This window comes from Streptomyces aureus, assembly GCF_001418135.1.
In the GTDB taxonomy this organism is placed as follows: domain Bacteria; phylum Actinomycetota; class Actinomycetes; order Streptomycetales; family Streptomycetaceae; genus Streptomyces; species Streptomyces aureus_A.
Window position 1 is genome coordinate 1 of record NZ_LIPQ01000036.1, and the last position, 22,797, is coordinate 22,797.

A 22,797-nucleotide genomic window follows, 5' to 3' on the forward strand; every position below is an offset into this window, starting at 1 on the left:
CGTCGGCGGCGGGGGCGGCCGTCTGCGCCGGGGCCTGCTGGCTGGAGCCGTTCGTGGTGCCCTGCGTTCCACAGGCCGTCGCCCCGAGCACGAGGGCGGTCCCGGCTGCGGCGATGGTGAGCTTGCGCAGGTTCATCATGAGAACTCCTCTTATCCGGTACTTCGTTGGTCTCTGTCGGCACCGGAAACACGCGGGCCGTACGGGGCGGGTTCAACGGATCCGGAGATTTTTTCGGCGGCAGGGCGACCGGGTCGCCGGCGCCCGAGGTCGCCGTACCGGCCCAGAAGACTCCGGCGAGTGCTGCCGCCGCGGCGAGGCCGACCAGTCCGCGGCGTCGGTTCCGCGCGCTCGCGCGCTCTCCGCGCATCTGCCGCAGGGTGCGCTGGAGGAGCAGGTCGCCGCCCTGGGGCGGGCCGTCGAGGAAGGCTTCCGGCGGGACCTCGCCGAGCGCCGTTTCCATCTCACGCAATGCGGACACCTCCTGCCGGCATGCCGCGCAGTCGTTCACGTGCGCTTCCAGGCGCCGGTTTTCGGCTTCGTCGAGTACGCCGAGGACGTACGGGCCGAGGAGTTCCTCCTCTTCGTGCTGCTGCCGGTTCATGCGACCACCTCCCTGAGTCCGGCGGGCTGCTGCGGTGCGCTCGGCCGGTTTCCTTCTCTGAACGTCTCGCGCAACGCCTTCAGCGCGTAGTGCGAGCGGGATTTCACTGTGCCGGCCGGGATGCCCAGGGCGTCGGCCGCCTCCGCGACGCTGCGCTCGCGGTAGTAGAGCTCGGTGAGGACGTCGCGGTGCTCGGGCGACAGCCGGTCGAGGGCGCCGAGGACGGTCATCGTGTCGACGACCGAGTCGGCGTGGTCCTCCTCGACGGGGGGTGTCGCGGGGGATTCCGCCACCTCTGCGGGACGGGCGGCCTTGGCCCGGTAGCGGTCGGTGATGATGTTCCGGGCGACCGTGAGGAGCCACCCGCGTACGGAGCCCTTTCCGTTGACAAGGGCCTCGGAGTGGCGCCAGGCGCGGATGAGGGTCTCCTGTACGACGTCCTCCGCGGTGGCCCGGTCGCCGGTCAGGCGGGTGGCGTACGCCAGGAGGGCGTTGCCGTGTTCCTCGTACACCGCCCTGATCAGTGCTTCGTCGGTCGATCCCCGCCTGCTGCGGGGCCATCGTGGTCCGGCCATCCCATCCACTCCGTCTGCGGTGCCAGCATCGTCGGCGCCGTCCGCGCCGTGCCCCACACGTGGCCCCGGCACCTCTGGTTCATGTGACGTGGGTCACGCTGACGCGCCTTCAGCAGTGCCGTCCCGTGTTGACGCAGGTGACGAGCTTCGCCATCCGGTCGTCCGTCATCACGTTGACGAACATCGCGTGGTCGGTCTTCGGGCTGTGGCGTTGCTCGGGAAAGGAGTCCAGGGCGATCGGCGCGTCGGCCGGGGGTGTGTCGTAGGCCAGGGTGATGCGCAGTTCGGGGACGGCGAAGGTGTTCTGGGGGCAGACGCCGTTGGCGGCGGGGAAGAGCAGGTGGGTGCGCTCGGGGTCGGCGGTGTCGAGGCCGTTCCAGCAGCTCGGGAAGACCAGGGTGCGGGTGAGGCGGTCGCCCGACGGGCAGCGCGGGTAGCGGGTGGTGGAGCGGTCGGGCACGCTCGCGCAGCCCCAGCGTGCCTTCACGCCCGCGTCGCCGCGGGCGGTGAACGCGACGGCGTCGCCGGTGAAGGCGCGCAGGAAGCGCGGCATCGGGACGACCTTGCCCGCCGGGTTGCCGTGGAACGTGAGGCGCACTTCGGCGGGCACGAGGATCCGACCCGTGTTGCCGTGGCCCGCCGCCTTCTCGTACGCCCGTGTGGCGGGGAGGTCGGGGCGGCGGAGGACGGGCCAGTAGTAGGTGGAGCGGTCGCCGCCGCGGCAGGTGGTGGGGGCGGCGGCGAGGCTCTCGTCGGTGGAGAACGCGTCGGTGGAGCGGTTTCCGACGTAGGCGTGGGTGTGGTGGGCGCCGTGGCGGAGTCCGGGTGAGATCACCAGGTTGTCCTGGTTGTAGTGACCCTCCTCGTTGCGCCCGCAGTCGACGGCGAAGGAGCCGGTCGAGGCGTCGGGGCCGGGGCGTGTGGCCGAAGCCCGGGTCGGCGGTACGTCACGGATGTCGACGAAGTCGCCGGGCACGGGCGCGCCGGACGCGGCTCCGGACATCACCTCGTGCGGCCTTTTCCCCTCGGACGCTCCGAGGACGGCCGCGGTCAGGGCGCCCCCCAGGACCAGGCAGACCAGCGGAACGAGCAGTCGGTGTTCTCTCCCCATGCCGGTCACCGTCGCCGCTGCACACGGTCGACGTCAACCGGGGTCTCGACGCCGGCCCGCCCCCCACGGACCGAGTGCCCGAACGTGACCATTTCACGGAGGAGTCGGCCAGGCGATGTGTGTGACATGGAGGCGGTGCGGAGAGCTGTTTAAGAAACCTTGTTGAATAAGCCTTTACCCCTGGTTCGCTCTTGATTTGCTCCTGCCAATCCGAACAGGGTTCTCTCGAACGTTTGACGCCCCACACGTCAACACGAGGAGAGATCCACTTTCATGGCAACTCACAAGCGATCCCACGGACTTCGCAACGCGGCCATAGCCACAGGTACCGCGGCCGCGGCCGCCGCGGCGCTGTTCGCGGGCAACCTCGCCGGGGCAGCCACCCCGGCCGAGGGCACCGTCCACGGACTCGGCGCACCGGGCGCCGTCGACGGCAGCTTCATCGTCATCCTCGACGCATCCGCGAACAAGGGGGACCTCGCCAAGAAGTACGGCGGCACGCTCGTCCGCTCCTACGGCTCCGAGGTCAACGGCTTCTCGGCGTCCGGTCTGTCCGTCGAGGAGGCCAAGCGGCTCGCCGCCGACCCCGCGGTCGGCGCCGTCGTGCAGAACAAGCGGTTCAGCATCAAGGAGACGCAGGAACAGCCCCCGTCCTGGGGTCTGGACCGGATCGACCAGGCCGACACGGCCGGCGACCAGAAGTACACGTACCCCGACAACGGCGGGGAGGGCGTGACCGCGTACGTCATCGACACCGGCGTCCGGATCTCGCACAAGGACTTCGGCGGCCGGGCGGCCCACGGCTTCGACGCCGTGGACAACGACGACAGCGCCGACGACGGCAACGGCCACGGCACCCACGTGGCGGGCACCATCGCCGGCACCGCCCACGGCGTCGCCAAGAAGGCCAAGGTCGTGGCCGTCCGCGTCCTCGACGACAACGGCTCGGGCACCACCGAGCAGGTCGTGGCCGGCATCGACTGGGTCACCCAGAACCACTCCGGGCCCTCGGTCGCGAACATGAGCCTCGGCGGCGGCGCCGACGAGGCCCTGGACGCGGCGGTCAAGCGGGCCATCGCCTCCGGTGTGACCTTCGCGGTGGCGGCCGGCAACGAGTCCTCCGACGCCGGCCAGGGCTCGCCCTCCCGCGTGCCGGAGGCGCTCACCGTGGCGTCCAGCACCAAGGACGACGAGCAGTCGGAGTTCTCGAACTTCGGCTCCGTGGTGGACCTGTACGCGCCCGGCTCGGAGATCACCTCGGCCTGGAACGACAGCGACACCGGCGTCAAGACGATCTCCGGAACCTCGATGGCCAGCCCGCACGTGGCGGGTGCCGCGGTCCTCTATCTGGCGGCCAACCCGTCGGCGACGCCGGCCGACACGGCCGCCGCGCTGACGGGGGCGGCCACCGCGGACGCCATCAAGAACCCGGCCTCCGGCACCGCGAACAAGCTCCTCAAGGTGACGCCGTAACAGCACGTCCACGACTCGCCGGGGCCGTTCCCGCCCCCGGTGAGCTGTGAAGAGGTGGCCCTCCACACACCCGTGGAGGGCCACCTCCTTCGGTTCGGTATCCGATACTGCTGGGATGCCGCAGACGCCGCCCGCCGTGCTCCCCGAGCCGATATCGGCCGACCCGCCGCACCGCCAGGACCTCACGCTGCTCACCCAGTCCTGGCTCGACCTGGCGTTCCTGCACTGGGCCGTGGACCCCTCCGACGTGGCCCCGCTCCTGCCCGCGGGCACCGTGCCCGACACTCACGACGGCGTCACCTACGTGGGCCTGGTCGCCTTCCGGATGCACCGGGTCGGCTGGCTCCGGCTCCCCGGGATCCCGTATCTCGGGACCTTCCCCGAGACCAACGTCCGGCTCTACTCCGTGGACGCCCACGGCCGCCGGGGGGTCGTCTTCCGCTCGCTCGACGCGTCCCGGCTGATCCCGGTGACCGTCGGACGGTGGGCGTTCCGGATCCCGTACGTGTGGTCCAGGATGAGCGTCCGCAACGACGGTTCCACCGTGACGTACACCAGCAGCCGACGCTGGCCCGGCCCCCGCGGGGCGCGCAGCGCGATCAGCGTGGAGATCGGCGATCCGGTGGAGGAGCCCACCGCGCTCGAACACTTCCTGACCGCCCGCTGGGGCATGCACAGCTCGTTCCGGGGGCGGCCGCTCTATCTCCCGAACACCCACCCGCGCTGGCCGCTCCACCGCGCCCGGCTGCTCGACTGCGACGAGACCCTGCTCACCGCGGCCGGCCTGGAGCAACCGCCCGGTCCGCCCGTGAGCGTGCTCTACTCGCCGGGCGTGCCCGTCCGCTTCAGCGCCCCGCCGCGGGGCCCGCAGGTCGTGCCGGTCCCGCGCCCGAGGGACGGGAACAGGTAGGCGGCTCGCTCGCGGTCTCAGCGCGGGGCGATCCCCGCCTCCGCCGCCGCCTTGATCCGGGCGCCGAAGCCGGGGGCGTCCTTGCGGGCCGCCGAGAGCGCGAGGCCGGCGAGGAGTCTGCCCACGCCGTGGCCTTCGAGCACGTTGTAGATCCGGACCTGGGTCCGGCCGGCGGTGAGCGGTTCCAGGTCGTAGCCACCCTCGCTCGCCGTGACGAGGTTCTTGGACACCTCGGCCCAGCGGATCTTCACGGGCGCTTCGAGGGCGGTGATGCGGAACTCCCTCGCGGTCTTCATCCCGGCGTCCTTGACGGTGCTCCGGAAGACGGTGCCCACGGCGGTCGGGGCGTCCGGCACCCGCTCGATCCTGAGGACCCGGGGGCTGAACTCCGGATCGTTGCGCCCGTCGGCGAGAAAGGCGAACACCTCCTCCACCGGCCGGTCGACCTCGAACGTCGCTTCGAACTGTCCTGTCATGGGCACCCCAGATCGGTCGAGCGGCGCCCCGCCCGCGCCTGCGGCGACGAGGCGTCAGCCCTCGTCGCGGCACCGCGACTGTCGTAGCGGCATCACGACCCTACGTGACCGCCGGTCGGCCCGCCCGCCGAGCGACGCGCTCCCCCAGTCGGTACGTCCGCATCGCCCTGCCCCCGAAGACCGCCGCCCGCTCGCCGGGGCTGAGCGCCTCCGTGAGCTCCCCCGCGGTCGCGAGCGTCCGTCCGTACGACGCCGCCAGGGTGCACACCGGCCAGTCGGAACCGAACATGACGCGGCTCGGGCCGAACGCGTCGAGCAGGGTGTCGGCGTACGGCCGCAGGTCCCGCACCGTCCAGGCGCGCCAGTCGGCCTCGGTGTGCAGGCCGGAGAGCTTGCCGACGGTGTTGGGCAGGGCGGCGAAGGCGCGCAGGTCGGCCGCCCAGGGCTCGAGGTCTCCGCTCGCCACGGGCGGTTTCGCCGCGTGGTCGAGGACGAAGGTCAGCTCCGGCAGTTCCCTCGCGGCCTTCGTCGCGGCCGGGAGCTGGTGCGGGAGTATCACCAGGTCGTACGCGAGCCCGGCGTCGGCCACCGCGGTGAGACCGTGCCGGACGTCGGGGCGGAGCAGCCAGGCGGGATCGGGTTCCGACTGGACCTGGTGGCGGATGCCCACGAGGTGGTCGCCGCCCGGCAGGGCGAGCAGCGAGGCCAGGGTGTCGGCGACGTCGGGCGCCGTCAGGTCCGTCCAGCCGACGACGCCGGCGATCAGGTCGCTGTCGCGGGCGGTGGCCAGCATCTCGGGAGTCTCGTCGGCGACGGTGACCGTCTGGATGAGGACGGTGGCCGCCACCCCCGCGGCGGCGGCCTCGGCCCTCAGTTCGCCCTCGGTGAAGGTGCGGCGCAGGGGCGCGAGGGCCGGGCCGGTGATCCAGTCCTGGTCGCGTGCGGACAGGTCCCAGAGGTGGTGGTGCGCGTCGACGACGAGGGGGCCGCTGGGAGTGCTCACAGGTGCCACACCACGGGCAGCCCCGCGTCCGCGCCGTCGCCGGAGTAGTCGTGGACGACCTCGAGGAGTTCGGCCATCCGGGCCTGCCACTCCACGTTGACGGGCAGTGTCCCGAGTTCGGCCAGGAGACGGGCGTAGTCCTCGCAGTCGAGCAGATGAAACAGGTCGGTGCCGCTGCGCCAGATCGTCCAGGACGTGCAGCCGGCGGCCCGGATCGCGCTCGTCAGCTCGGGAGGAACATCGCGGTGCGCCTCCTCGTACGCGGCGATGCGGTCCGCGCGGACCCGGGTGTGCAGGGCGATTCTCATGGGCTCGCTCCAGGGGTGTCGGTGACGAACAGTGCGATCCTCATCGGCGCCTCACCGGCGGTCCTGGCTGGGAGCGGACCCGGGGGTGTGGTGCTCGCGCCGCAGCTCTTCCCAGAGGTCTCCGGGTATCTCTCGGGCCAGCATGTCGGCGGCGTCCGTGGCCTCCGCCGCGCTACGCAGGCCGAGGAGGACACCCGCCACGGCGGGATGGCCCAGCGGGAAGCGGGCCGCCGCGGCCCTCAGGGGCACTCCGTGGCGCTCGCAGATCTCCCGCAGCCGGAGCGCCCTGGCCAGGGTCTCCGGCGGGGCCGCCGCGTAGTCGTACGTGGCGCCCGGACGCGGATCCGCGAGCAGGCCCGAGTTGAACACCCCTCCGGCGACGACCGACACGCCACGGCGCTGCGCGGCGGGCAGCAGTTCGGCGAGGCCGCTCCGGTCGAGCAGGGTGTAGCGGCCGGCGAGCAGGACGACGTCGATGTCGGTCTCGGTGACGAAGCGGGTGGGGATCGCGGTCTGGTTCATGCCCACGCCGATGGCACGGACGACTCCCTCGGCCCTCAGGCGTTCCAGGGCGGGGTACGCCTCGCGCAGCGCCTGGTCGGCGTGGTCGTCGGGGTCGTGCAGGTACACGATGTCGACGCGGTCGAGCCCGAGCCGCTCCAGGCTCGCCTCCAGGCCGCGCCGGATGCCGTCCGCCCCGAAGTCCCAGACCCTGCGGTACGCGGCGGGTACCGCGAAGCCGTCGGCGAGGTCGTCGCCGGTCGCGCCGGGGTCGGGGACGAGGAGGCGGCCGACCTTCGTCGAGACGGTGTACGTGTCACGGGGCCGGTCCCGCAGAAAGGCGCCGAGCCGGCGCTCGGACAGGCCGAGGCCGTAGTGGGGCGCGGTGTCGAAGGAACGGATGCCGCGGTCCCAGGCGGTCGCGAGGGTGCGGTTCGCGTCCTCGTCGGTGACGGTGCTGTAGAGGTTGCCGATGCCGGCCGCGCCGAAGGCGAGGCGGGTCGTCCAGGCGGTGGTCCGGCCGAGGGGGACGCGGGTGAGGCCCGCGGGGTCGGCGGCCGGTTCGCCGGCGGTCGGTCCGTCCGTGGCCTGTTCGTCCGTAGCCCGATCGTCTGCGGCCCTCTTGTCCGCGCTCATGTGCCCGCCGGCCGGAGTCGGAGACCCGCCATGCCGCCGTCGACGGCGAGGGCGGTGCCCGTCACCGAGGCCGCCGCCGGGGACGCGAGGTAGACGACGGCCGCCGCGACCTCGTCGGCGTCGACGAGCCGTCCGGTGGGCTGGCGGGCGCTGAGTGCCGCGCGTTCGGCCTCCGGGTCCGCCGCCGCGTCGAGCAGACGCGCGACCCACGGGGTGTCCACGGTCCCGGGGTTGACGCAGTTGACCCGGATGCCCTCCCTGACGTGGTCGGCGGCCATGGCGAGGGTCAGGGAGAGGACCGCCCCCTTGCTCGCCGAGTAGAGGGCCCGCTGCGGCAGGCCCGCGGTGGCGGCGATGGAGCAGATGTTGACGACGGCGGCGTGTTCCGAGCGGCGCAGGTGGGGCAGGGCGGCGCGGGTGGTGCGGACGACGCCGAGGAGGTTGACGTCGAGGACGCCGTGCCACTGGTCGTCGGGGTTGTCCTCGACGGTGCCGGCGGCGCCGATGCCCGCGTTGTTGACGAGGATGTCGATTCCGCCGAGCGTGGCGGCGGCCGCCGCGACGACTTCGCGTACCGAGGTGTCGTCGGCCACGTCCGCGCGGAGGGCGGTGAACGTGTCGGGGGTGGCCGCCGGATCGAGGTCGAGGACGGCGACGGCGGCGCCCTGCGCGTCCAGCAGGCGGGCGACGGCGAGTCCGATGCCGGAGGCGCCGCCGGTGACGACGGCGCGGAGGCCGGCGAGCGGGTACGAGGTCATGCGGTCACCTCCACGGTGGCTTCGTCGGCGAGTGCTCCCGCCAGGTCCGCGGCCCAGAACGTGCCGTGGGGGTAGACGAACGTGGCGAGGGAGGCCTCGTGCATGTCGGCCGAGAAGCCGGGGGCGAGGGGCGCCGTGTAGGCGCCCTCGCGTATGACGGCCGGGTGGGCGAAGTGCTCGTGCAGATGGTCGACGAACTCGATGACCCGGTCCTCGGTGGTTCCGCTGAGCGCGACGAAGTCGAACATCGCGAGGTGCTGGACCAGTTCGCACAGCCCGACCCCGCCGGCGTGCGGGCAGACGGGTACGCCGAACTTGGCTGCGAGGAGGAGTATGGCGAGGTTCTCGTTCACGCCGCCGACCCGGGCCGCGTCGAGCTGGACGATGTCGACGGCGTCCGCCTGGAGGAGCTGCTTGAACACGATGCGGTTCTGTACGTGCTCGCCCGTCGCCACCTTCACCGGGGCGACGGCGGCCCGTACGCGCGCGTGCCCGAGGATGTCGTCCGGGCTGGTCGGCTCCTCGATCCAGTAGGGGTCGAACTCGGCGAGCGCCCGCGTCCACTCGATGGCCTCGCTGACGTTCCACCGCTGGTTGGCGTCGACGGCCAGGCGGACGTCCGCGCCGACGGCGGCGCGGGCGGCACGGCAGCGCCGGACGTCGTCCGCGAGGTCGGCGCCGACCTTCAGCTTGATCTGGGTGAAGCCCGCCGCCACCGCTTCCTTGGCGAGTCGGGTCAGCTTCTCGTCGGAGTAGCCTAGCCAGCCGGGCGACGTGGTGTACGCGGGGTAGCCCCGGTCCCGCAGGACGCTCTCGCGCCCGGCGCGCCCGTCCTTGCCGCGCCGGAGGAGGCCGAGGGCCTCCTCGGGGGTGATGGCGTCGGTGATGTAGCGGAAGTCGACCTGCGAGACGAGCCACTCGGGGTCGGCGTCGGCGAGCAGCTTCCACAGCGGCTTCCGCTGCCGCTTGGCCGCCAGGTCCCATACCGCGTTGACCACGGCCCCGACGGCCATGTGCATTACGCCCTTCTCGGGCCCGAGCCAGCGGAGTTGGCTGTCGCCGATCAGCGCGCGGCTGACGAGGCCGGGGTCGGCGCAGAGGTCCTCCACGGACCGCCCGACGATGTGGGGGCGAAGTGCTGCGATCGCCGCGACCTGGACATCGTTGCCACGCCCGATGGTGAAGGTGAAGCCGTGTCCCGTGGGGCCGTCGGGCTCGTTCGTGCGCAGGACGAGGTAGGCCGCGGAGTAGTCAGGGTCCGGGTTCATCGCGTCGGACCCGTCGAGTTGGCGGGAGGTCGGGAAACGGATGTCGTAGGTGTCCATCGCAATGACCCGCGTGATGTCAGTGGACAACGGGGTTCCTTTCACACCTGGGCTGCTTGCTCGGTGTTCGGCTTCAACTGCCCGACCGACACGGAGCAGCCCCAACCATCAGCACAGATCGGGTGATTGGCCTATTGAGCGAGAACGATACGGCGCTCGCGAGAGGTGAGGCAAGTAGACATCGGATGTTTCTCGGACCTTGAGAAAGGCGGCAGGGAGGGCATCACGAACGGCATGACGAGGGCGGGCGCTCCCCGGGGAGCGCCCGCCCTCGTCATGCGTCAATGGCGGTGGAGGCGGAGGGAGGATTCGGGACAGCAGGTCACAGCACGCTGTCGAGCCAGCGAACGACGTTGGAGATGTGGATCGTCGCCCAGGCCTCCGCCGTTCGCGCGTCCCGTGCGGCGAGCGCGTCCAGGATCGCCCGGTGCTCCGACAGGGTCCGGGCCACGGCCGTCTCCTCGGTGATCCCGCGCCACAGCCGCGCCCGCACAGTGGCCCCGGAGATGCTGTCGAGGAGCGAGCACAGCAGGGGAATCCCGGAGGCCGCCGCGATGCGCCGGTGGAACTCCAGGTCGCTGGCGACGAGTTCGTCCAGGCTCGGGGCGTCACCGAGCCGGTCGAGGAGCTCCCCGAGCTCCCTGATCTCGTTCTCGGGGATGCGCTCCGCGGCCAGCGCGGTCGCCGCCGGCTCCAGGATGCCCCGCACCTTCAGGGCCTGGAGCGCCTGGTCGTCCTGGTGGAAGTCCAGGACGAACGACACCGCCTCGAGCAGCAGCGGAGGTTCGAGGCTGGAGACGTACGTCCCGTCGCCCTGCCGCACGTCGAGGATGTTCAGCAGGGACAGGGCCTTCACCGCCTCGCGCAGGGAATTGCGCGACAGGCCCAGTTCGGCGGCGAGGTCGGCCTCCTTGGGCAGCCGGTCCCCCGGGCGCAGCGTGCCGGAGACGATCATCTCCTTGATCTTGCCGATCGCCTCGTCCGTAACTGCCAAGGCGTCCTCCTGTGCAAGGCCAAATACATCGGATGTGTCTGCTGGGCGCCACCTTACTGCAGGGTGGCGCGGGGCAGACCGGCCCCGTCCACGAGGGGGATTCAGGAGGCGACAGCCGGACCGGAGCCGACGTACGACGGGCCGGCTGTCCTCCCCCCTTCTCCGTCAGCGGGCGTTGGGGCCGACGTCCGCCGGGGTCAGCGGCCGGCGGATCGGCGTCGCCGTCGCGTACTCGTCGGCGCCGACGTCGCGCACACCGCCACGCGCGTCGCCGTCGATGTCGTGGGTGACGGGCGCCGGGGACAGTGTGGCCGCGCCGATCGCCCGGCTCGTGCTCGACAGGCGGTACACCCCGTCGGAGCCCTTCACCAGGCGGGGATCGGCCCGCAGGAATCCGCCGGCGGGGATGTTCCCGTCGGACGCCGCGCCGAACAGGATGTTGCTCTGCCAGGTGAAGCGGACCGTGGTCGCCATCTCCACCAGGCTGCCGGTCTGGCCGACCAGCAGGTTGTCGGCGACGGTGACGTCACGGGGTTCGTGCGGGCGGTGGCTCTCGCCCGACAGCGCGCCGCCCGCGTTGTCGAGGAGGGTGTTGTGGGCGATGAGGACGCGGTCGGGTGCGTCGTTGCCCCGGCGGGCCTCGGCCGATTCTCCGGGAAGGTGGTCGCGTTCCGTTCCGCTGCCGATGACCATCGCCCGGCCGGTGAGGCCGGCCAGGTAGTTGTTGACGATGACGTGGTCGTTTCCGTAGATCCGTACGCCCTCCTCGCCGCCGATGAGGTAGTTGCTGTCGACGAGGGTGCCGTTGCCGTGGCGCAGAACGATGCCGCCGAGGCTGTCGCGGATGGTGTTGTAGCGGATGACGTTGTCGGAGCTCTTGACGGAGATCGCCTCGGGGTCGCCGTTGACCCGCTCGAACAGGTTGTACTCGACGAGCGCGTTCGCGCTGGACAGGGCACGGGGGCTGACGCCGAGGCGGATGGGTTCGCCGCCGTTGGCGCCCGTGAAGGTGTGGTCGGAGAAGTAGTTGCGGTGGACGTGCACGCCCTGGGCCATGGCCTCGCTGCCCGAGCCCTCGATGCCGAGGAAGATGCCGAGCGTGGTCTTGCCGTGGAAGTGGTTGCGGTCGATCACGGCCTCGTCGCCGCGCACCATGACCCAGTGCAGGCCCTCGATGTCCGCGAGCTGGAAGTCGTTGCGGGTGAGACGGATGTACGCGCAGTTCGGCGGGATCTCCAGGGTGGTGCTCTGCCGGAAGGAGAAACCGCTCACGGTCACGTTGCTGGACGCGTCGAGGACGAAGCTCCGCTCGCCTCGCAGCACGACGCCGCCCCGTGACGCGGCGACGATGGTGATCGGCGCGGTGCGGGAGCCGTTCTTGCCGGTGATGGTGAGGGGCTTCGCGGCGGGGACGGTGTAGGTGCCGTTCGCGACGACGATGCGGGTGCCCGGCCCCGCCGCGTCGATGGCGTCCTGGAGGTCGTCCAGGGAGCCGACGTCGACGGTGCGGCCCAGTGGGCGCGTGGGCTTGCGCCGGGCGGCATTCGCGTACGCCGGGGCGGAGAGGGGCAGGGCGGCCGCTGCCGCCCCCGCCGCGGTGCCGGTGAGGAACGTACGTCGTTGCATGGTGCCTCCGTGATCGGTCGGATGGTGGGACGCGTACGGCCCTTCACATCGAGGCGACGGGCCCGGACGGGTCAGTCAGGTGCAGCTCGATGACGGGCACGGGTGTGTCGGGCCGCTGCACCGGGAGCCGGAGCGTGAGGGTGCCGGCCGGCTGGCCGCCCATCTGGGTGTTCATCGCCGGGCGGTCGGGGTCGAGCGGCTCCTGGACGATCTCCGAGGCGTCGTTCAGGAGCTGGGCGTACCGCACCCGGCCCGCGAGACCGGGCAGGTGCAGATGGCGCAGCGGCCAGGAGAAGAGGTGCACGTAGAGCCGGTCGCCGCGCTGGGTGTACCGGCAGTCGGCGGGCGGGGTGTACGGGGAGGGGCCGCAGCCGCGTACGGACCGTTCGTGCAGGTCGGTCCAGCGGCCGATCTCGGCGAGGGCGGCGGTGTCGCGCGGGTCGAGGTCTCCCCGGCCGGTGGGCCCGACGTTCAGCAGGAGGTTGCCGCCCTTCGAGACGCCGTCGACGAGCATCCGGATGAGCAGGTCGGGACTCTTGTGGTCGAGGTTGTCGCGGTCGTAGCCCCAGCTTCCGTTGAGGGTCTGGCACGCCTCCCACAGGACGGGACGGCCGCCGACGGTCATCGGCGCGGACGGCTGGTACTGCTCGGGCGTGACGAAGTCCCCGGGGAGGCCGGCCCGGTCGTTGACCAGGATGTGCGGCTGGAGTTCGCGGACCATCGCCATGAGTCGCGGGGAGTCCCAGTCGCCGGGGCCCTTGCCGCCCCACCACTCGCGTCCCGCGTAGGAGAAGTCGAAGAAGAGGTAGTCGACGCGTCCGTACTCCGTGAGCAGTTCGCGGACCTGGCCGTGCAGGTATTCCTGGTACTCCCGGATGTCGCGGTCGGCCGCCGCGGCCTTGAACTCCTCGTCGTCGCGACGCGGGTGTGTTCCGTCGACGGGGAACGAGGGGTGGTGCCAGTCGATCAGGGAGTGGTAGAAGCCGACCTTGAGGCCTTCGGCGCGGCACGCGTCGACGAACGGACCGACCAGGTCGCGGCCGTGGGGTGTCTTCGTCACCTTGTAGTCGGTGAGCCGGCTGTCCCAGAGGCAGAAGCCGTCGTGGTGCTTGGTGGTCAGGACGACGTACCGCATGCCGGCGGCCTTCGCCGTTCGCGCCCACCGGACCGGGTCGTAGCGGTCGGGGTCGAAGTGGTCGAAGTACACCTGGTACTGCTCGTCCGTCATCTTCTCCCGGGTCTTCACCCACTCGTGGCGCGCGGCGAGGGAGTAGAGGCCCCAGTGGACGAACATGCCGAAGCGGTCGTGGGTGAACCAGGTCGTGTCGGGCGAAGGGGCTGCCGGGAGTTCGGCGTCGGCGCTGGTGGAGGTCATGGGGCATCGTTCCTGTGCGGTCGGGAGGGGCGGGCGGTCCGGCGACGCCGTCAGGCGGGTTCGTGGACGTCTTCGCGGAGCCGTACGTCTGGGGCGACGCGGGCCAGGTAGCCGGTGTCGTCGCGGCGGGTCAGGCCGCACACCAGGTACTGCTGGTGCAGCCGGTCCAGTGCGTCGCGGTCGAGGTCGACGCCGAGTCCCGGCGTGCGCGGGACGGTGATCGCGCCGTCGACGAAGTGCCACGGTGTGGTGACGACGTCGTCCTCGGGCCGCTTCCAGGGCCAGTGGGTGTCCAGGTCGTGGGTGATGGCGGGGGTGGCAGCGGCGAGGTGGACCATCGCGGCGAGGCTGATCCCGAGGTGGGAATTGGAGTGCATGGACATCCCGATGCCGAAGTGGTGGCAGGCGGTCGCCACGTGCTGGGTGGCCTTGAGGCCGCCCCAGAAGTGGTGGTCGCCGAGCAGGACGCCCACGGGCCGGGCGGCAATCGCCTCGGTCAGGTGCTCCCAGGTGACCACGCACATGTTGGTGGCGAGGGGCATGGGGGCGGTCCGGGCGAGGTCCGCCATGGCGGGGATGCCGGCGACCGGGTCCTCGAGGTACTCCAGTACTCCCGTCAGCTCGTCGGCCACGCGGGCGGCCGTCTCGGGGTCCCAGCTCGCGTTGGGGTCGAGGCGGAGCGGGTGACCGGGGAAGGCTTCACGCAGGGCACGGATCGCGGCGATCTCGTCGTCCGGGGGGAGTACACCGCCCTTGAGTTTGAACGAGCGGAATCCGAAGCGGTCCGCCAGGAGCCGGGCCTGCGCCACGAGTCCGGCCGGGTCCAGGGCCGGCCCCCACTCGTCCGGCTCGTGGCCGGGGTGCGCGGCCCATTTCGCGAAGAGATAGCCGCAGAAGTCGATCCGGTCGCGGGTGGCGCCGCCGAGGAGGTCGGACACGGGCCTCCCGAGGTGTTTGCCCTGGAGGTCGTGGCAGGCCACCTCGAACGGCGAGGTGACGCTCGCGACCGTCTTGGCCGCCCCGCCCTCGCCGATGAGGCCGTGGGCGTCACGCGCCACCCGGCCGCCGACGATCGCGTCGACTCGCCGGGACAGCTCGTTGAGGTCGAAGGGGTCGAGGCCGGGCAGCTCGTCGGCGACGGCGCGGAGCAGTTCGAGGTGGGCGGCGTCGCCGTAGCTCTCGCCGAGGCCGTAGGCGCCGGTGTCGGTCCCGACCTCCACCACCGCGCGCAGGGCGTACGGCTCGTGGACTCCGACGGCGTTGAGAAGCGGCGGGTCGGCGAAGGCGACGGGGGTGACGACGACGGAGGTGACCTTCACGAGGCGACCGCCACGGCGGGGGCGGCGGGAGCGCCTTGTTCCGGAGTGGGTTCGGCACCCGCGCCGTCCGTCACGGCGGACTCCGCACCGCCGCCCGTCGCTTCGGCCAGTGCGCGGCGGCCCCGGGCCAGGAGGTCCTTCAGCTGGTCGACGTGATCCGGTGCCGCGTCGACCAGGGGTGCCCGGACGTGGCCGACGTCGAGGGCGCGCAGGCGGGCTCCGGCCTTGACGAGGGAGACGGCGTAGCCGGGGACCTGGTCGCGCAGGGCGGTCAGCGGCAGGTAGAAGTCGGTGAGGAGCCGGCCGGTGGTGGCGGTGTCGCCGGTCGTCAGGGCCGTGTGGAAGGCGCGGGCGATGTCGGGGGCGAAGCACAGGACGGCGGAGGAGTAGTCGCGGATGCCGATGGCCCGGCAGGCGGTCGCGCTGACCTCGGCGGTGGGCAGTCCGTTGAGGAAGGCGAAGGTCTCGGCGCGGGGGTGGCCGCTGGTGCGTACGGCGGTGACCATGCGGGCCATCGAGTCCAGGTCTCCGTTGCCCTCCTTGATCCCGGCGACCTGGGGCACGGAGAGGAGCCGGAGGGCGGTGGCCACGCCGATCCTGGCGAGGCCGCGCCGGTAGACGAGGACGGGGAGCCGTCCGGCGCGGGCGACGGACTCGACGTACGCGAGGTAGCCGTCCTCGGTGCCGCCGACGAGGTACGGGGGCAGGAGCAGGATCCCGTCGGCGCCCGCGTCCGAGGCGGCGGCGACGGCTGCTCGGGCGGTGCCGAGGCCTCCCCCGGCACCGGCGTACACGGGCACGCGGCCGGCTACGACACGTACGGCGTGCCGGACCACCTCGGCGTACTCGGGGGCGCTGAGCGAGGAGTACTCCCCCGTGCCGCAGGCGACGAAGAGCGCGGCGGGGCCGTGGGCGAGCTGGTCCTCGATGTGGTCGGCGAACACGCTCGGGTTCACCTCGTCGGCGGGGGTGAACGGCGTGAGCGGGAAGGACATCAGGCCGGACGGGATCACGGGAGGTGGTCCTTTCGGAGGGGTCGGCCGTTCGGGTCAGCCCTTGAGGGCGCCGCTGGACAGGCCGTGGACGAAGGAGCGCTGGAAGAAGAGGAAGACGATGACGGACGGCAGCAGGGCGAGCAGCGACGCGGCCATCACCACGCCGGGGGTGACGAGCGGGTCGACCCGCAGCGTGCGCAGGGCGAGCGGCAGGGTGTATGACGAGGAGTCGGTGGCCACGAGCAGGGGCAGCAGGTACTGGTCCCAGATCATCGTGAAGCCGAAGACTCCGATGACGCCGAGCGCGGGCCTGCACATGGGGAGGATGATCTGCGCGAAGATCCGCAGGTCTCCGGCGCCGTCGATGCGCGCCGCCTCCTCCAGCTCCTTCGGTACCTCCTTCATGAACTCGGTCATGACGAGGATGGAGAACGCCCAGGCGCCGACGGGCACGATCATGCCGGCGAGGGAGCCGATCAGGTTGATGTGGACGACCGGCAGGTCGGCGAGGATCACGGAGAGCGGGATGGCCAGGATCTCCTCGGGCAGCATCAGGGTCGCCAGGATCGCGACGAACGCGAGGGTCATGCCCCGGAACCGCTTCCTGGCGAGGGCGTAGCCGGCGAGGACGGAGACGGCGACCTGGAGCAGCAGTCCGAAGCCGACGACGAAGAACGAGTTGAGGAGGTACTTCAGGACGCCCTGGTCGAAGGCGACGGTGAAGTTGTCGACGGTGGGGTCGGAGGGGACGACGCTGAGCTGGGTGGGGTCCTTGACGTGGTTGAAGGCGCTGACGAGCAGGGCGAGCAGTGGTCCAGCGAAGACCACGAGGACGAGGAGGTGGGTGAGGACCTTCAGGGCGCGGCCGGCGGCGCTGCGGCTCTCGGTCAGTCCGAGGGCGGTCTCGGTCGGCGCGCTCATTCGTTACCCCTCCGTCGGAACAGGTGGACGCCGACCGTGAGGAGCAGCGTCGCCAGGAACAGCAGGACGGCTCCGGCCGCGCCGACGCCGAGCCGGTTCTGTTCGAGGCCCAGTTTGTAGATCACGGTCATGACGACCTCGGTCGAGCCGTCGGGGCCGCCGTTGGTGAGCAGGAAGACCTCGGTGAAGACGCGCAGGCCCCGGATGGCGGCGAGGATGAAGAGAATGGTGAGGACGGCGCGCAGGCCGGGGAGCGTCACGTGGCGGATGCGCTGGAACCTGGACGCGCCGTCGACCTTGGCGGCCTCGTACAGGCCGCGGTCCACCCCGGCGAGACCTGCGAGGAAGATCATCATGTCGTAGGGGGCTCCCCGCCAGATGCCGGTGAGCATGATGGAGACCATGGAGGTGTCGGGGTCGTTGATGAATCCCGACGGGCCGAACCCCACGAGGCCGAGAAGCGAGTTGAGCATGCCGTCCTCGGTGGGGTGGTACATGATCCGCCAGAGTTCGGCGACGACCGCGATCGGCACGACGACGGGGAGGAAGGCGGCCGATCGGACGAAGCCGAGTTTGCGGCCCTGTCCTTCCATGAGGAGGGCGAGGGTGAGGCCGAGCAGCATCGAGCCGGCGGTCTGGCCGAAGGCGAGGACGACGGTGTGCCAGGCGGCCTCGCGGAAGCCGTCCGAGGAGAGCACGGTGGCGTAGTTCTCGCCGCCGACCCACCGGTTGCCGAGGTAGGGCTGGACTTCCTGGAAGGACATGGTCAGCGCGCTGGCCATGGGGATGAACTTGAAGTAGAGGAAGAGGATCAGGGCCGGGGCGAGGAAGAGCCACGGCGTCCACCATCTGCCGCCGCGCCGGTTCCTCACCCGGCGGGAGACGGGCGGCCCGCTTCCTCCCGGCGCGGTCGGCGTCGGCCCGCGCCCGGCGGGCGGGGTGGAGCCGGCCGCCGGGCCGGCGGCCGCCTTCACCTGGTCGAGGCTCGTCATCCGGCGATTCCCTGCTCCTGGAGGATTCCGGCGAGCTTCGTGTCGAGTTCACGCAGCTTCTCGCCCAGGTCGAGCGAGCAGTCGGCCATCAGCGCGTTGACGGTCTCGGCGGTGGTCTGCCGTACGGGGGTCCAGTTGGGGATGGAGGGGGCGTAGCGCCCTGAGGAGCGGTAGACGTCGGCGTACGTCTTCCAACGGGGGTCGGGGCGTACCTCGGTGACGTCGACCGTCTTGTTCACGGGGAGCTGGACGGTGGAGCCGTCGACGCCCTCCATGCCGAGTTTCTGGCCCTCGACGGAGATGGCGTACCCGGCGAAGGCGTCCTGTCCGGCGCGGTTCTCCGAACCGGCCATCAGATAGACGGAGCCGCCCTCGGCGAGCACGGTGGCGTCCTTCGGTCCCTTGGGCATGGGGACGACCTCGTACTTGTCCTTGCCGAGGGACTTGTCGAAGCGGGGCATGAGGTAGGGGCCGACGACGAACATGCCGGTCCTGCCCGCCTCGAACGTCTCGTTCGTCGGCGGGGTGTCCATGGTGACGGCGCCGGGCTGGACGACCTTGTCGTCGCAGCCGAGGGCGCGGAACCAGCGCATGGCCTCCGTCGACTCCTTGCTCGTCATCGACGGCTTGTACGTGCCCTGTCCCGCCTCGGTGATGAAGTCTCCTCCGGCGGCCCAGAGGAAGTTGGAGAAGTACCAGGAGGCGTAGCCGCGCTTGGTCGACAGCGGGGCGGCGAGGCCGTAGGTGTCCTGCTTGCCGTTGCCGTCGGGGTCACGGGTGGTGAAGGCGGTGGCGAGTGCGGCGAGGTCGTCCCAGGTCCGCGGGGCCTCCAGCTTCAGCTTCTCGCGCCAGTCCTTGCGGATGAGGAGAGCGCCGGCCTGGGCGGAGTACGGGATGCCGTACTGCTTGCCGTCGACGCTCTTGCCGGAGTTCAGGCCCTGCTCGACGAGGTCCTGACTGTTCTTGATCTTGCTGAGGTCGATCTCCCTGAGGAGCCCCTGGCTGTGCATCGCGCCGAGCTGGGTGACGTCGTTCATGACGATGTCGGGCAACTGCCGTTGGGCGGCGCGCTGCTGGAGCTTCGTCTCGAAGTCGTCGAATATCGCCGTGACCTTGACCTTGTGTCCGGTGACCTTCTCGAAGCCTTCGACCAGCCTCAGGGTGGCCTTCTCGCCGGGGCCGCCGGGTGTGGTCCTGGTCCACAGCTCCAGCTCCGCCTTGGAGTCCTGCTTGGCGTCCACCCCGGCGGGGCCGGACGTACAGCTCGTCAGGGCCAACGCCGAGGCGAGAAAACCCGCACCGATCCATCGCGTTCTCTGCATGACAACTCCTGTTCGCCGCCGTCGGCAGCTGGCCTGTAAGCGCTTGCCGGGACGCTAACGCGCGGCCGAACGAGGGTCAATAGTCCGATGACTGAAAAGAGTTGAAACGAATGAGGCCTCTTGGTGACACACACCTGCCGAGGCCTCAAAACCCGCTTGAGCAGTCAAGGAGCGGGATCGGGAGGCGAAGCGCTTCACCTCGACATCGGGAGCGCTCCCGAAGGTCATCGCTCAGACATCGATCAAAGCTCCGATGTCTGAGCGGACACGAGAGATCAGGGCATGGGAAACAGGCCAGGCTAGGCCCGCGTCGACGCCTGGGCCGGCGCGACGGCGTGCCGCAGGGGCTCGCCGCGCACGAGCCGCCCCAGTTCGTCGCGCACGAGTTCACCCAGGCGGGCGCGTTCACGGCCCATGGCACCTGCGAGGTGCGGGGTGAGCAGCACGTTGGACAGCGTGAAGAGCGGCGAGTCGGGGGCGGGCGGTTCGGGCCAGGTCACATCGAGTACGGCGGTGAGGTCGGGCCGGTCGCGGAGGACTCCGATCACCTCCGGCTCGTTCAGCACGGCACCGCGGGCCGTGTTGATCAGGGTCGCGCCTTCGGGGAGCATCGCCACGAGCCGCCCGCCCACGAGGCCTTCGGTCTCGGGCAGGAGGGGGGCGTGGACACTCACGACGTCGCAAGAGGCGAACAGCTCGTCGATTCCCGTGAGTCGGACACCCAGCTCCCCGGCGGCGGCCGGGTCGATCACGGGGTCGCAGGCGAGCACCTCGACGCCGAAGGGTTGCAGGTGCCGGGCGACGAGCCGGCCGATCTCGCCCAGTCCGAGCAGGCCGACGCGGGAGCCGTACCCTCCGGCCACCCGCGGGTCGTGCGGAAAGCGGCGGCTGACCGCCGCCTCGCGCCCGAGGCGGTGGACCTGCTTGAGGCCGAGCAGGATCTGGGCGAGGCCGAACTCGGCGACCGGGACCGCGTTGGCCGCGGCCGCGGAGACGATGGGGATGCCGCGCGCCCAGAACTCGGGCGGCGTCAGATGCCGTACCGAACCGGCCGCCACCATCACCGCGTTCAGTCTCGGCGCGCGGGAGAGCAACGCCGCGTCGAGCACCGGCGCTCCCCAGCCGGTGAGCAGGACGTCGACCTCTTCCAGGACGCCGGGCTCCCGGAGAAGGCCGTCACGGGTGAGGGCGGGGGCGTGCCAGCGTGCCAGGCGTCCGATGTCCTCCAGGACGTGCGCCGGATAGACATCGCCTCTGCGCTCCTCCTCCATGACCAGTAGGACGTTGGGCGTTGTTGTCGCAGCTGCCATCGGCTCGGCCTCCTGGGGGGTGGCGGTATCGGCGGGCCACACGATACATCGGAGGACAAACCTGACCCCGTCGAAGGTCTGGACAAAACTGCAGGCGATTGCTTGCATTCCCGAGTCGATACATCCGATGTCTATGGGAGGGATGGCTGGCATGCGCGTGCTGAGGGTCGGGGAAGCAGGGGCGGAACGCCTCGCGGTGCTGGACGGAACCGGTGGGCTGCTCGATGCCTCCGGCATCGCCGACGACATCGACCACCGCTCGCTCGCCGACGGGGTGCTCGACCGGCTCGCCGAGGCCGTGGCGGCGGGAGCCCTGCCCGCCATGGACGCTCCGGTCGACCGCGTACGGGTCGGGGCGCCGGTCGCACGGCCCGGGAAGGTCGTCTGCATCGGCCTCAACTACCTTGACCACGCGGAGGAGACGGGAGCCGAGCTCCCCACCGAGCCCGTGGTCTTCATGAAGGACCCGTGGACGGTCTCGGGACCGTACGACGAGGTGCTGATTCCGCGGGACAGCGTCAAGACCGACTACGAGGTCGAGTTGGCCGTGGTGATCGGAAGGACCGCCCGGTACCTGGAGAGCGACGAGGACGCGCTCGCGTGCGTCGCCGGGTACGCGGTCTCGCACGACGTCTCCGAGCGCGCGTTCCAGCTGGAGCGGGGCGGTCAGTGGGACAAGGGGAAGAGCTGCGAGACGTTCAACCCGCTCGGCCCGTGGCTCGTCACTCCGGACGAGGTTCCCGACCCCCAGAAGCTCTCGCTCCGGCTGACGGTCAACGGTGTCGAGCGTCAGCACGGCTCGACCGCGGACATGGTGTTCCCCGTCGCCGAAACCATTCGCTACCTCAGCCGGTTCATGGTCCTTCACCCCGGGGACGTCATCAACACCGGCACCCCGGCCGGTGTGGCCCTCGGCCGGCCCGAGCCCCGGCCGTACCTGCGCCACGGCGACGTGGTCGAGTGCGGGATCGACGGCCTCGGCACCATGCGCCAGACCTTCCGACAGGCCTGAGAGGAGACGCGCATGCGGTTCACCCGGGACGACCGGCTGCTCTTCATCGGTGACTCCGTCACGGACACCGGCCGCGACCGCCAGGACCCCGCCTCCCTCGGAGACGGCTACGTGCGGATGATCGCCGAGGCCCTGCCCTCCCCCGCGACCGTCGTCAACAAGGGTGTCAACGGCCATCGGGTCCACGACCTGGAGGCACGCTGGGCCACCGACGTCCTCGCCCTCACCCCCGCGGTCGTCAGCGTCCTGATCGGCATCAACGACACCTGGCGCCGTTACGACCGCGGACTCCTCAGCCCGGTACCGGAGTTCGAGGCGTCCCTCGACCGCGTCCTCACCCTGACCGAGGAGAGGTGCGGCGCCACGTTGTTCGTCATGACGCCGTTCCTGCTCCCGGCCCGCCCCGAGCAGGAGGCCTGGTTCGAGGACCTCACGCCCCGTATCGACGCCGTCCTGCGCACGGCGACCGCTCACGGCGCGACGGTGGTCCGCACGGACCTGGCACTGGCGCGCGCCGCCGAGGTGCACGGCGCGGCGGCCATCGCCCCGGACGGGGTCCATCCGAGTCCGCTCGGCCACCGGGTCCTCGCGCGCACGTGGCTGGCGGCGGCCGCGGGGGAAAGGGGGAGCGAAAGGGGCAGCACCTCGTCTGAGAGGCTGTGAGCATGACTGACATGCCCCTCTGGCGTCGGCCCACCCGCAGTGGCTGGCGCATCGACGTCGACGACGCCCGCACCCGCGCCGACGTGATCGACTCCGTCGGGAGCGTCCGGGCGTCCGTCCCCATCGCACCCGTGCAGCACTTCACGGGGTGGTTCGCCAAGCGCCAGAACGCGGTCATGAGCCGCGCGTTCGAGGCCGACGGACCGTCGCTGCCGTCCCGCGGGCCGAGCGCGATCTCGCTCCGTCCGCACGACCCGGGCGCCTTCGTCAGCGACGGTGACGCCGACGGGCGGCGCCGGGAGAAGACCGGGCGGGCCGCCGCCCACGGCCGGAGCTACACGTTCCTGCACACCGACGGCCGGAGTGCGGACGCGATGCGGGACGGTGCCCGCATCGCGTCGTTCGTCAAGCACGGCTTCGGCCCCCGGGACGGGCACGTCCGTCGCGACGATCACCTTCCCCTGGACGAGACCGACGAACTGGTCCTCACCGTCTTCGAGAAGCTCCTGAGGCCCGGACGCCCCGGCGCCGTGTCCGACGTGCTCACCGACCTCAGCTGATCAGGAGTGCGTACGGGCTCGGAGCCCGGG

The 22,797-nt window shown here is 71.3% G+C and carries 23 protein-coding genes; 5 read left to right on the forward strand and 18 right to left on the reverse strand.

Annotated features, from left to right (window positions below; all coding sequences use genetic code 11):
- The 3 genes from AOK00_RS39970 to AOK00_RS04195 all read right to left on the reverse strand — a co-directional run.
- Positions 1–602: zf-HC2 domain-containing protein (locus tag AOK00_RS39970; RefSeq protein WP_254047234.1), on the reverse strand; the 602-nt coding region annotated here is incomplete at its 3' end.
- Positions 599–1,177, reverse strand: coding sequence for a sigma-70 family RNA polymerase sigma factor (locus AOK00_RS04190; RefSeq protein ID WP_055598952.1), 579 nt, complete (start codon positions 1,175–1,177; stop codon positions 599–601). The genes AOK00_RS39970 and AOK00_RS04190, both read right to left, overlap by 4 nt.
- 109 nt (positions 1,178–1,286) lie before the next feature.
- Complete coding sequence (locus AOK00_RS04195) at positions 1,287–2,288, reverse strand: DUF1996 domain-containing protein (protein WP_055598953.1); 1,002 nt, start codon at positions 2,286–2,288, stop codon at positions 1,287–1,289.
- A gap of 273 nt (positions 2,289–2,561) precedes the next feature.
- On the opposite strand from AOK00_RS04195, the gene AOK00_RS04200 reads away from it, so the two are divergent.
- Positions 2,562–3,761: a S8 family peptidase gene (locus AOK00_RS04200; RefSeq protein WP_055598954.1), complete on the forward strand. Its 1,200-nt coding sequence runs from the start codon at positions 2,562–2,564 to the stop codon at positions 3,759–3,761.
- Positions 3,762–3,876: 115 nt separating this feature from the next.
- Positions 3,877–4,671, forward strand: coding sequence for a YqjF family protein (locus tag AOK00_RS04205; RefSeq protein ID WP_055598955.1), 795 nt, complete (start codon positions 3,877–3,879; stop codon positions 4,669–4,671).
- Positions 4,672–4,688: 17 nt separating this feature from the next.
- Here the strand turns inward: AOK00_RS04205 and AOK00_RS04210 are convergent, their stop codons facing one another.
- The 15 genes from AOK00_RS04210 to AOK00_RS04280 form a co-directional block, all read right to left on the reverse strand.
- On the reverse strand, positions 4,689–5,147 hold the full coding sequence (locus AOK00_RS04210) for an SRPBCC family protein (RefSeq protein WP_055598956.1): 459 nt from the start codon (positions 5,145–5,147) through the stop codon (positions 4,689–4,691).
- A gap of 100 nt (positions 5,148–5,247) precedes the next feature.
- Positions 5,248–6,159 carry an amidohydrolase family protein gene (locus AOK00_RS04215; protein WP_055598957.1) on the reverse strand — a complete coding sequence of 304 codons (912 nt, stop codon included), beginning with the start codon at positions 6,157–6,159 and terminating at the stop codon, positions 5,248–5,250.
- Positions 6,147–6,458: an L-rhamnose mutarotase gene (locus AOK00_RS04220; protein ID WP_055598958.1), complete on the reverse strand. Its 312-nt coding sequence runs from the start codon at positions 6,456–6,458 to the stop codon at positions 6,147–6,149. The genes AOK00_RS04215 and AOK00_RS04220 overlap by 13 nt, the downstream gene beginning before the upstream one ends.
- Before the next feature lie 51 nt (positions 6,459–6,509).
- On the reverse strand, positions 6,510–7,595 hold the full coding sequence (locus AOK00_RS04225; protein WP_079041833.1) for an aldo/keto reductase: 1,086 nt from the start codon (positions 7,593–7,595) through the stop codon (positions 6,510–6,512).
- The gene (locus AOK00_RS04230; RefSeq protein ID WP_055598959.1) at positions 7,592–8,353 is read right to left on the reverse strand and encodes an SDR family NAD(P)-dependent oxidoreductase; all 762 of its coding nucleotides are present in this window, start codon (positions 8,351–8,353) and stop codon (positions 7,592–7,594) included. The genes AOK00_RS04225 and AOK00_RS04230 overlap by 4 nt, the downstream gene beginning before the upstream one ends.
- Positions 8,350–9,678 carry an enolase C-terminal domain-like protein gene (locus tag AOK00_RS04235; RefSeq protein WP_055598976.1) on the reverse strand — a complete coding sequence of 443 codons (1,329 nt, stop codon included), beginning with the start codon at positions 9,676–9,678 and terminating at the stop codon, positions 8,350–8,352. Before AOK00_RS04235 ends, AOK00_RS04230 begins: the two co-directional genes overlap by 4 nt.
- A gap of 322 nt (positions 9,679–10,000) precedes the next feature.
- On the reverse strand, positions 10,001–10,672 hold the full coding sequence (locus AOK00_RS04240) for a FadR/GntR family transcriptional regulator (protein WP_055598960.1): 672 nt from the start codon (positions 10,670–10,672) through the stop codon (positions 10,001–10,003).
- Positions 10,673–10,837: 165 nt separating this feature from the next.
- Positions 10,838–12,298 (reverse strand): polysaccharide lyase 6 family protein, encoded by a 1,461-nt coding sequence (locus tag AOK00_RS04245; RefSeq protein ID WP_055598961.1) that lies wholly within the window; start codon positions 12,296–12,298, stop codon positions 10,838–10,840.
- A 43-nt stretch (positions 12,299–12,341) separates the two neighbouring features.
- Positions 12,342–13,673, reverse strand: coding sequence for an alpha-L-fucosidase (locus AOK00_RS04250; RefSeq protein WP_055598962.1), 1,332 nt, complete (start codon positions 13,671–13,673; stop codon positions 12,342–12,344).
- Between the two features lie 50 nt (positions 13,674–13,723).
- Entirely contained in the window at positions 13,724–14,992 is a 1,269-nt protein-coding gene (locus tag AOK00_RS04255; protein WP_055598963.1) for an enolase C-terminal domain-like protein, read from the reverse strand.
- Positions 14,989–16,005, reverse strand: a complete 1,017-nt coding sequence (locus tag AOK00_RS04260; protein WP_254047235.1) for a 5-dehydro-4-deoxyglucarate dehydratase — start codon at positions 16,003–16,005, stop codon at positions 14,989–14,991. Before AOK00_RS04260 ends, AOK00_RS04255 begins: the two co-directional genes overlap by 4 nt.
- A gap of 36 nt (positions 16,006–16,041) precedes the next feature.
- Entirely contained in the window at positions 16,042–16,908 is an 867-nt protein-coding gene (locus AOK00_RS04265; RefSeq protein ID WP_055598964.1) for a carbohydrate ABC transporter permease, read from the reverse strand.
- The gene (locus tag AOK00_RS04270) at positions 16,905–17,900 is read right to left on the reverse strand and encodes a carbohydrate ABC transporter permease (RefSeq protein WP_055598965.1); all 996 of its coding nucleotides are present in this window, start codon (positions 17,898–17,900) and stop codon (positions 16,905–16,907) included. The genes AOK00_RS04265 and AOK00_RS04270 overlap by 4 nt, the downstream gene beginning before the upstream one ends.
- Complete coding sequence (locus AOK00_RS04275; protein ID WP_055598966.1) at positions 17,897–19,222, reverse strand: sugar ABC transporter substrate-binding protein; 1,326 nt, start codon at positions 19,220–19,222, stop codon at positions 17,897–17,899. The genes AOK00_RS04270 and AOK00_RS04275 overlap by 4 nt, the downstream gene beginning before the upstream one ends.
- Positions 19,223–19,521: 299 nt before the next feature.
- Complete coding sequence (locus AOK00_RS04280) at positions 19,522–20,532, reverse strand: hydroxyacid dehydrogenase (RefSeq protein WP_055598967.1); 1,011 nt, start codon at positions 20,530–20,532, stop codon at positions 19,522–19,524.
- A 151-nt stretch (positions 20,533–20,683) separates the two neighbouring features.
- Here AOK00_RS04280 and AOK00_RS04285 point away from each other — a divergent pair, with 151 nt between their 5' ends.
- The 3 genes from AOK00_RS04285 to AOK00_RS04295 are packed head-to-tail and all read left to right on the forward strand — an operon-like array spanning position 20,684 to position 22,767.
- Positions 20,684–21,544 carry a fumarylacetoacetate hydrolase family protein gene (locus AOK00_RS04285; protein ID WP_055598968.1) on the forward strand — a complete coding sequence of 287 codons (861 nt, stop codon included), beginning with the start codon at positions 20,684–20,686 and terminating at the stop codon, positions 21,542–21,544.
- A 12-nt stretch (positions 21,545–21,556) separates the two neighbouring features.
- Positions 21,557–22,207 (forward strand): SGNH/GDSL hydrolase family protein, encoded by a 651-nt coding sequence (locus AOK00_RS04290; protein ID WP_055598969.1) that lies wholly within the window; start codon positions 21,557–21,559, stop codon positions 22,205–22,207.
- Between the two features lie 2 nt (positions 22,208–22,209).
- Complete coding sequence (locus tag AOK00_RS04295; RefSeq protein WP_159041684.1) at positions 22,210–22,767, forward strand: hypothetical protein; 558 nt, start codon at positions 22,210–22,212, stop codon at positions 22,765–22,767.
- Positions 22,768–22,797 lie beyond the last annotated feature (30 nt).

Coding starts and splice junctions, on each gene's coding strand:
- AOK00_RS04190 (WP_055598952.1), bottom strand. CDS start 1,177: ATGGCCGGACCACGATGGCCCCGCAGCAGGCGGGGATCGACCGACGAA.
- AOK00_RS04195 (WP_055598953.1), bottom strand. CDS start 2,288: ATGGGGAGAGAACACCGACTGCTCGTTCCGCTGGTCTGCCTGGTCCTG.
- AOK00_RS04200 (WP_055598954.1), top strand. CDS start 2,562: ATGGCAACTCACAAGCGATCCCACGGACTTCGCAACGCGGCCATAGCC.
- AOK00_RS04205 (WP_055598955.1), top strand. CDS start 3,877: ATGCCGCAGACGCCGCCCGCCGTGCTCCCCGAGCCGATATCGGCCGAC.
- AOK00_RS04210 (WP_055598956.1), bottom strand. CDS start 5,147: ATGACAGGACAGTTCGAAGCGACGTTCGAGGTCGACCGGCCGGTGGAG.
- AOK00_RS04220 (WP_055598958.1), bottom strand. CDS start 6,458: ATGAGAATCGCCCTGCACACCCGGGTCCGCGCGGACCGCATCGCCGCG.
- AOK00_RS04225 (WP_079041833.1), bottom strand. CDS start 7,595: ATGAGCGCGGACAAGAGGGCCGCAGACGATCGGGCTACGGACGAACAG.
- AOK00_RS04230 (WP_055598959.1), bottom strand. CDS start 8,353: ATGACCTCGTACCCGCTCGCCGGCCTCCGCGCCGTCGTCACCGGCGGC.
- AOK00_RS04235 (WP_055598976.1), bottom strand. CDS start 9,678: ATGGACACCTACGACATCCGTTTCCCGACCTCCCGCCAACTCGACGGG.
- AOK00_RS04245 (WP_055598961.1), bottom strand. CDS start 12,298: ATGCAACGACGTACGTTCCTCACCGGCACCGCGGCGGGGGCGGCAGCG.
- AOK00_RS04250 (WP_055598962.1), bottom strand. CDS start 13,673: ATGACCTCCACCAGCGCCGACGCCGAACTCCCGGCAGCCCCTTCGCCC.
- AOK00_RS04265 (WP_055598964.1), bottom strand. CDS start 16,908: ATGAGCGCGCCGACCGAGACCGCCCTCGGACTGACCGAGAGCCGCAGC.
- AOK00_RS04270 (WP_055598965.1), bottom strand. CDS start 17,900: ATGACGAGCCTCGACCAGGTGAAGGCGGCCGCCGGCCCGGCGGCCGGC.
- AOK00_RS04275 (WP_055598966.1), bottom strand. CDS start 19,222: ATGCAGAGAACGCGATGGATCGGTGCGGGTTTTCTCGCCTCGGCGTTG.
- AOK00_RS04280 (WP_055598967.1), bottom strand. CDS start 20,532: ATGGCAGCTGCGACAACAACGCCCAACGTCCTACTGGTCATGGAGGAG.
- AOK00_RS04285 (WP_055598968.1), top strand. CDS start 20,684: ATGCGCGTGCTGAGGGTCGGGGAAGCAGGGGCGGAACGCCTCGCGGTG.
- AOK00_RS04290 (WP_055598969.1), top strand. CDS start 21,557: ATGCGGTTCACCCGGGACGACCGGCTGCTCTTCATCGGTGACTCCGTC.
- AOK00_RS04295 (WP_159041684.1), top strand. CDS start 22,210: ATGACTGACATGCCCCTCTGGCGTCGGCCCACCCGCAGTGGCTGGCGC.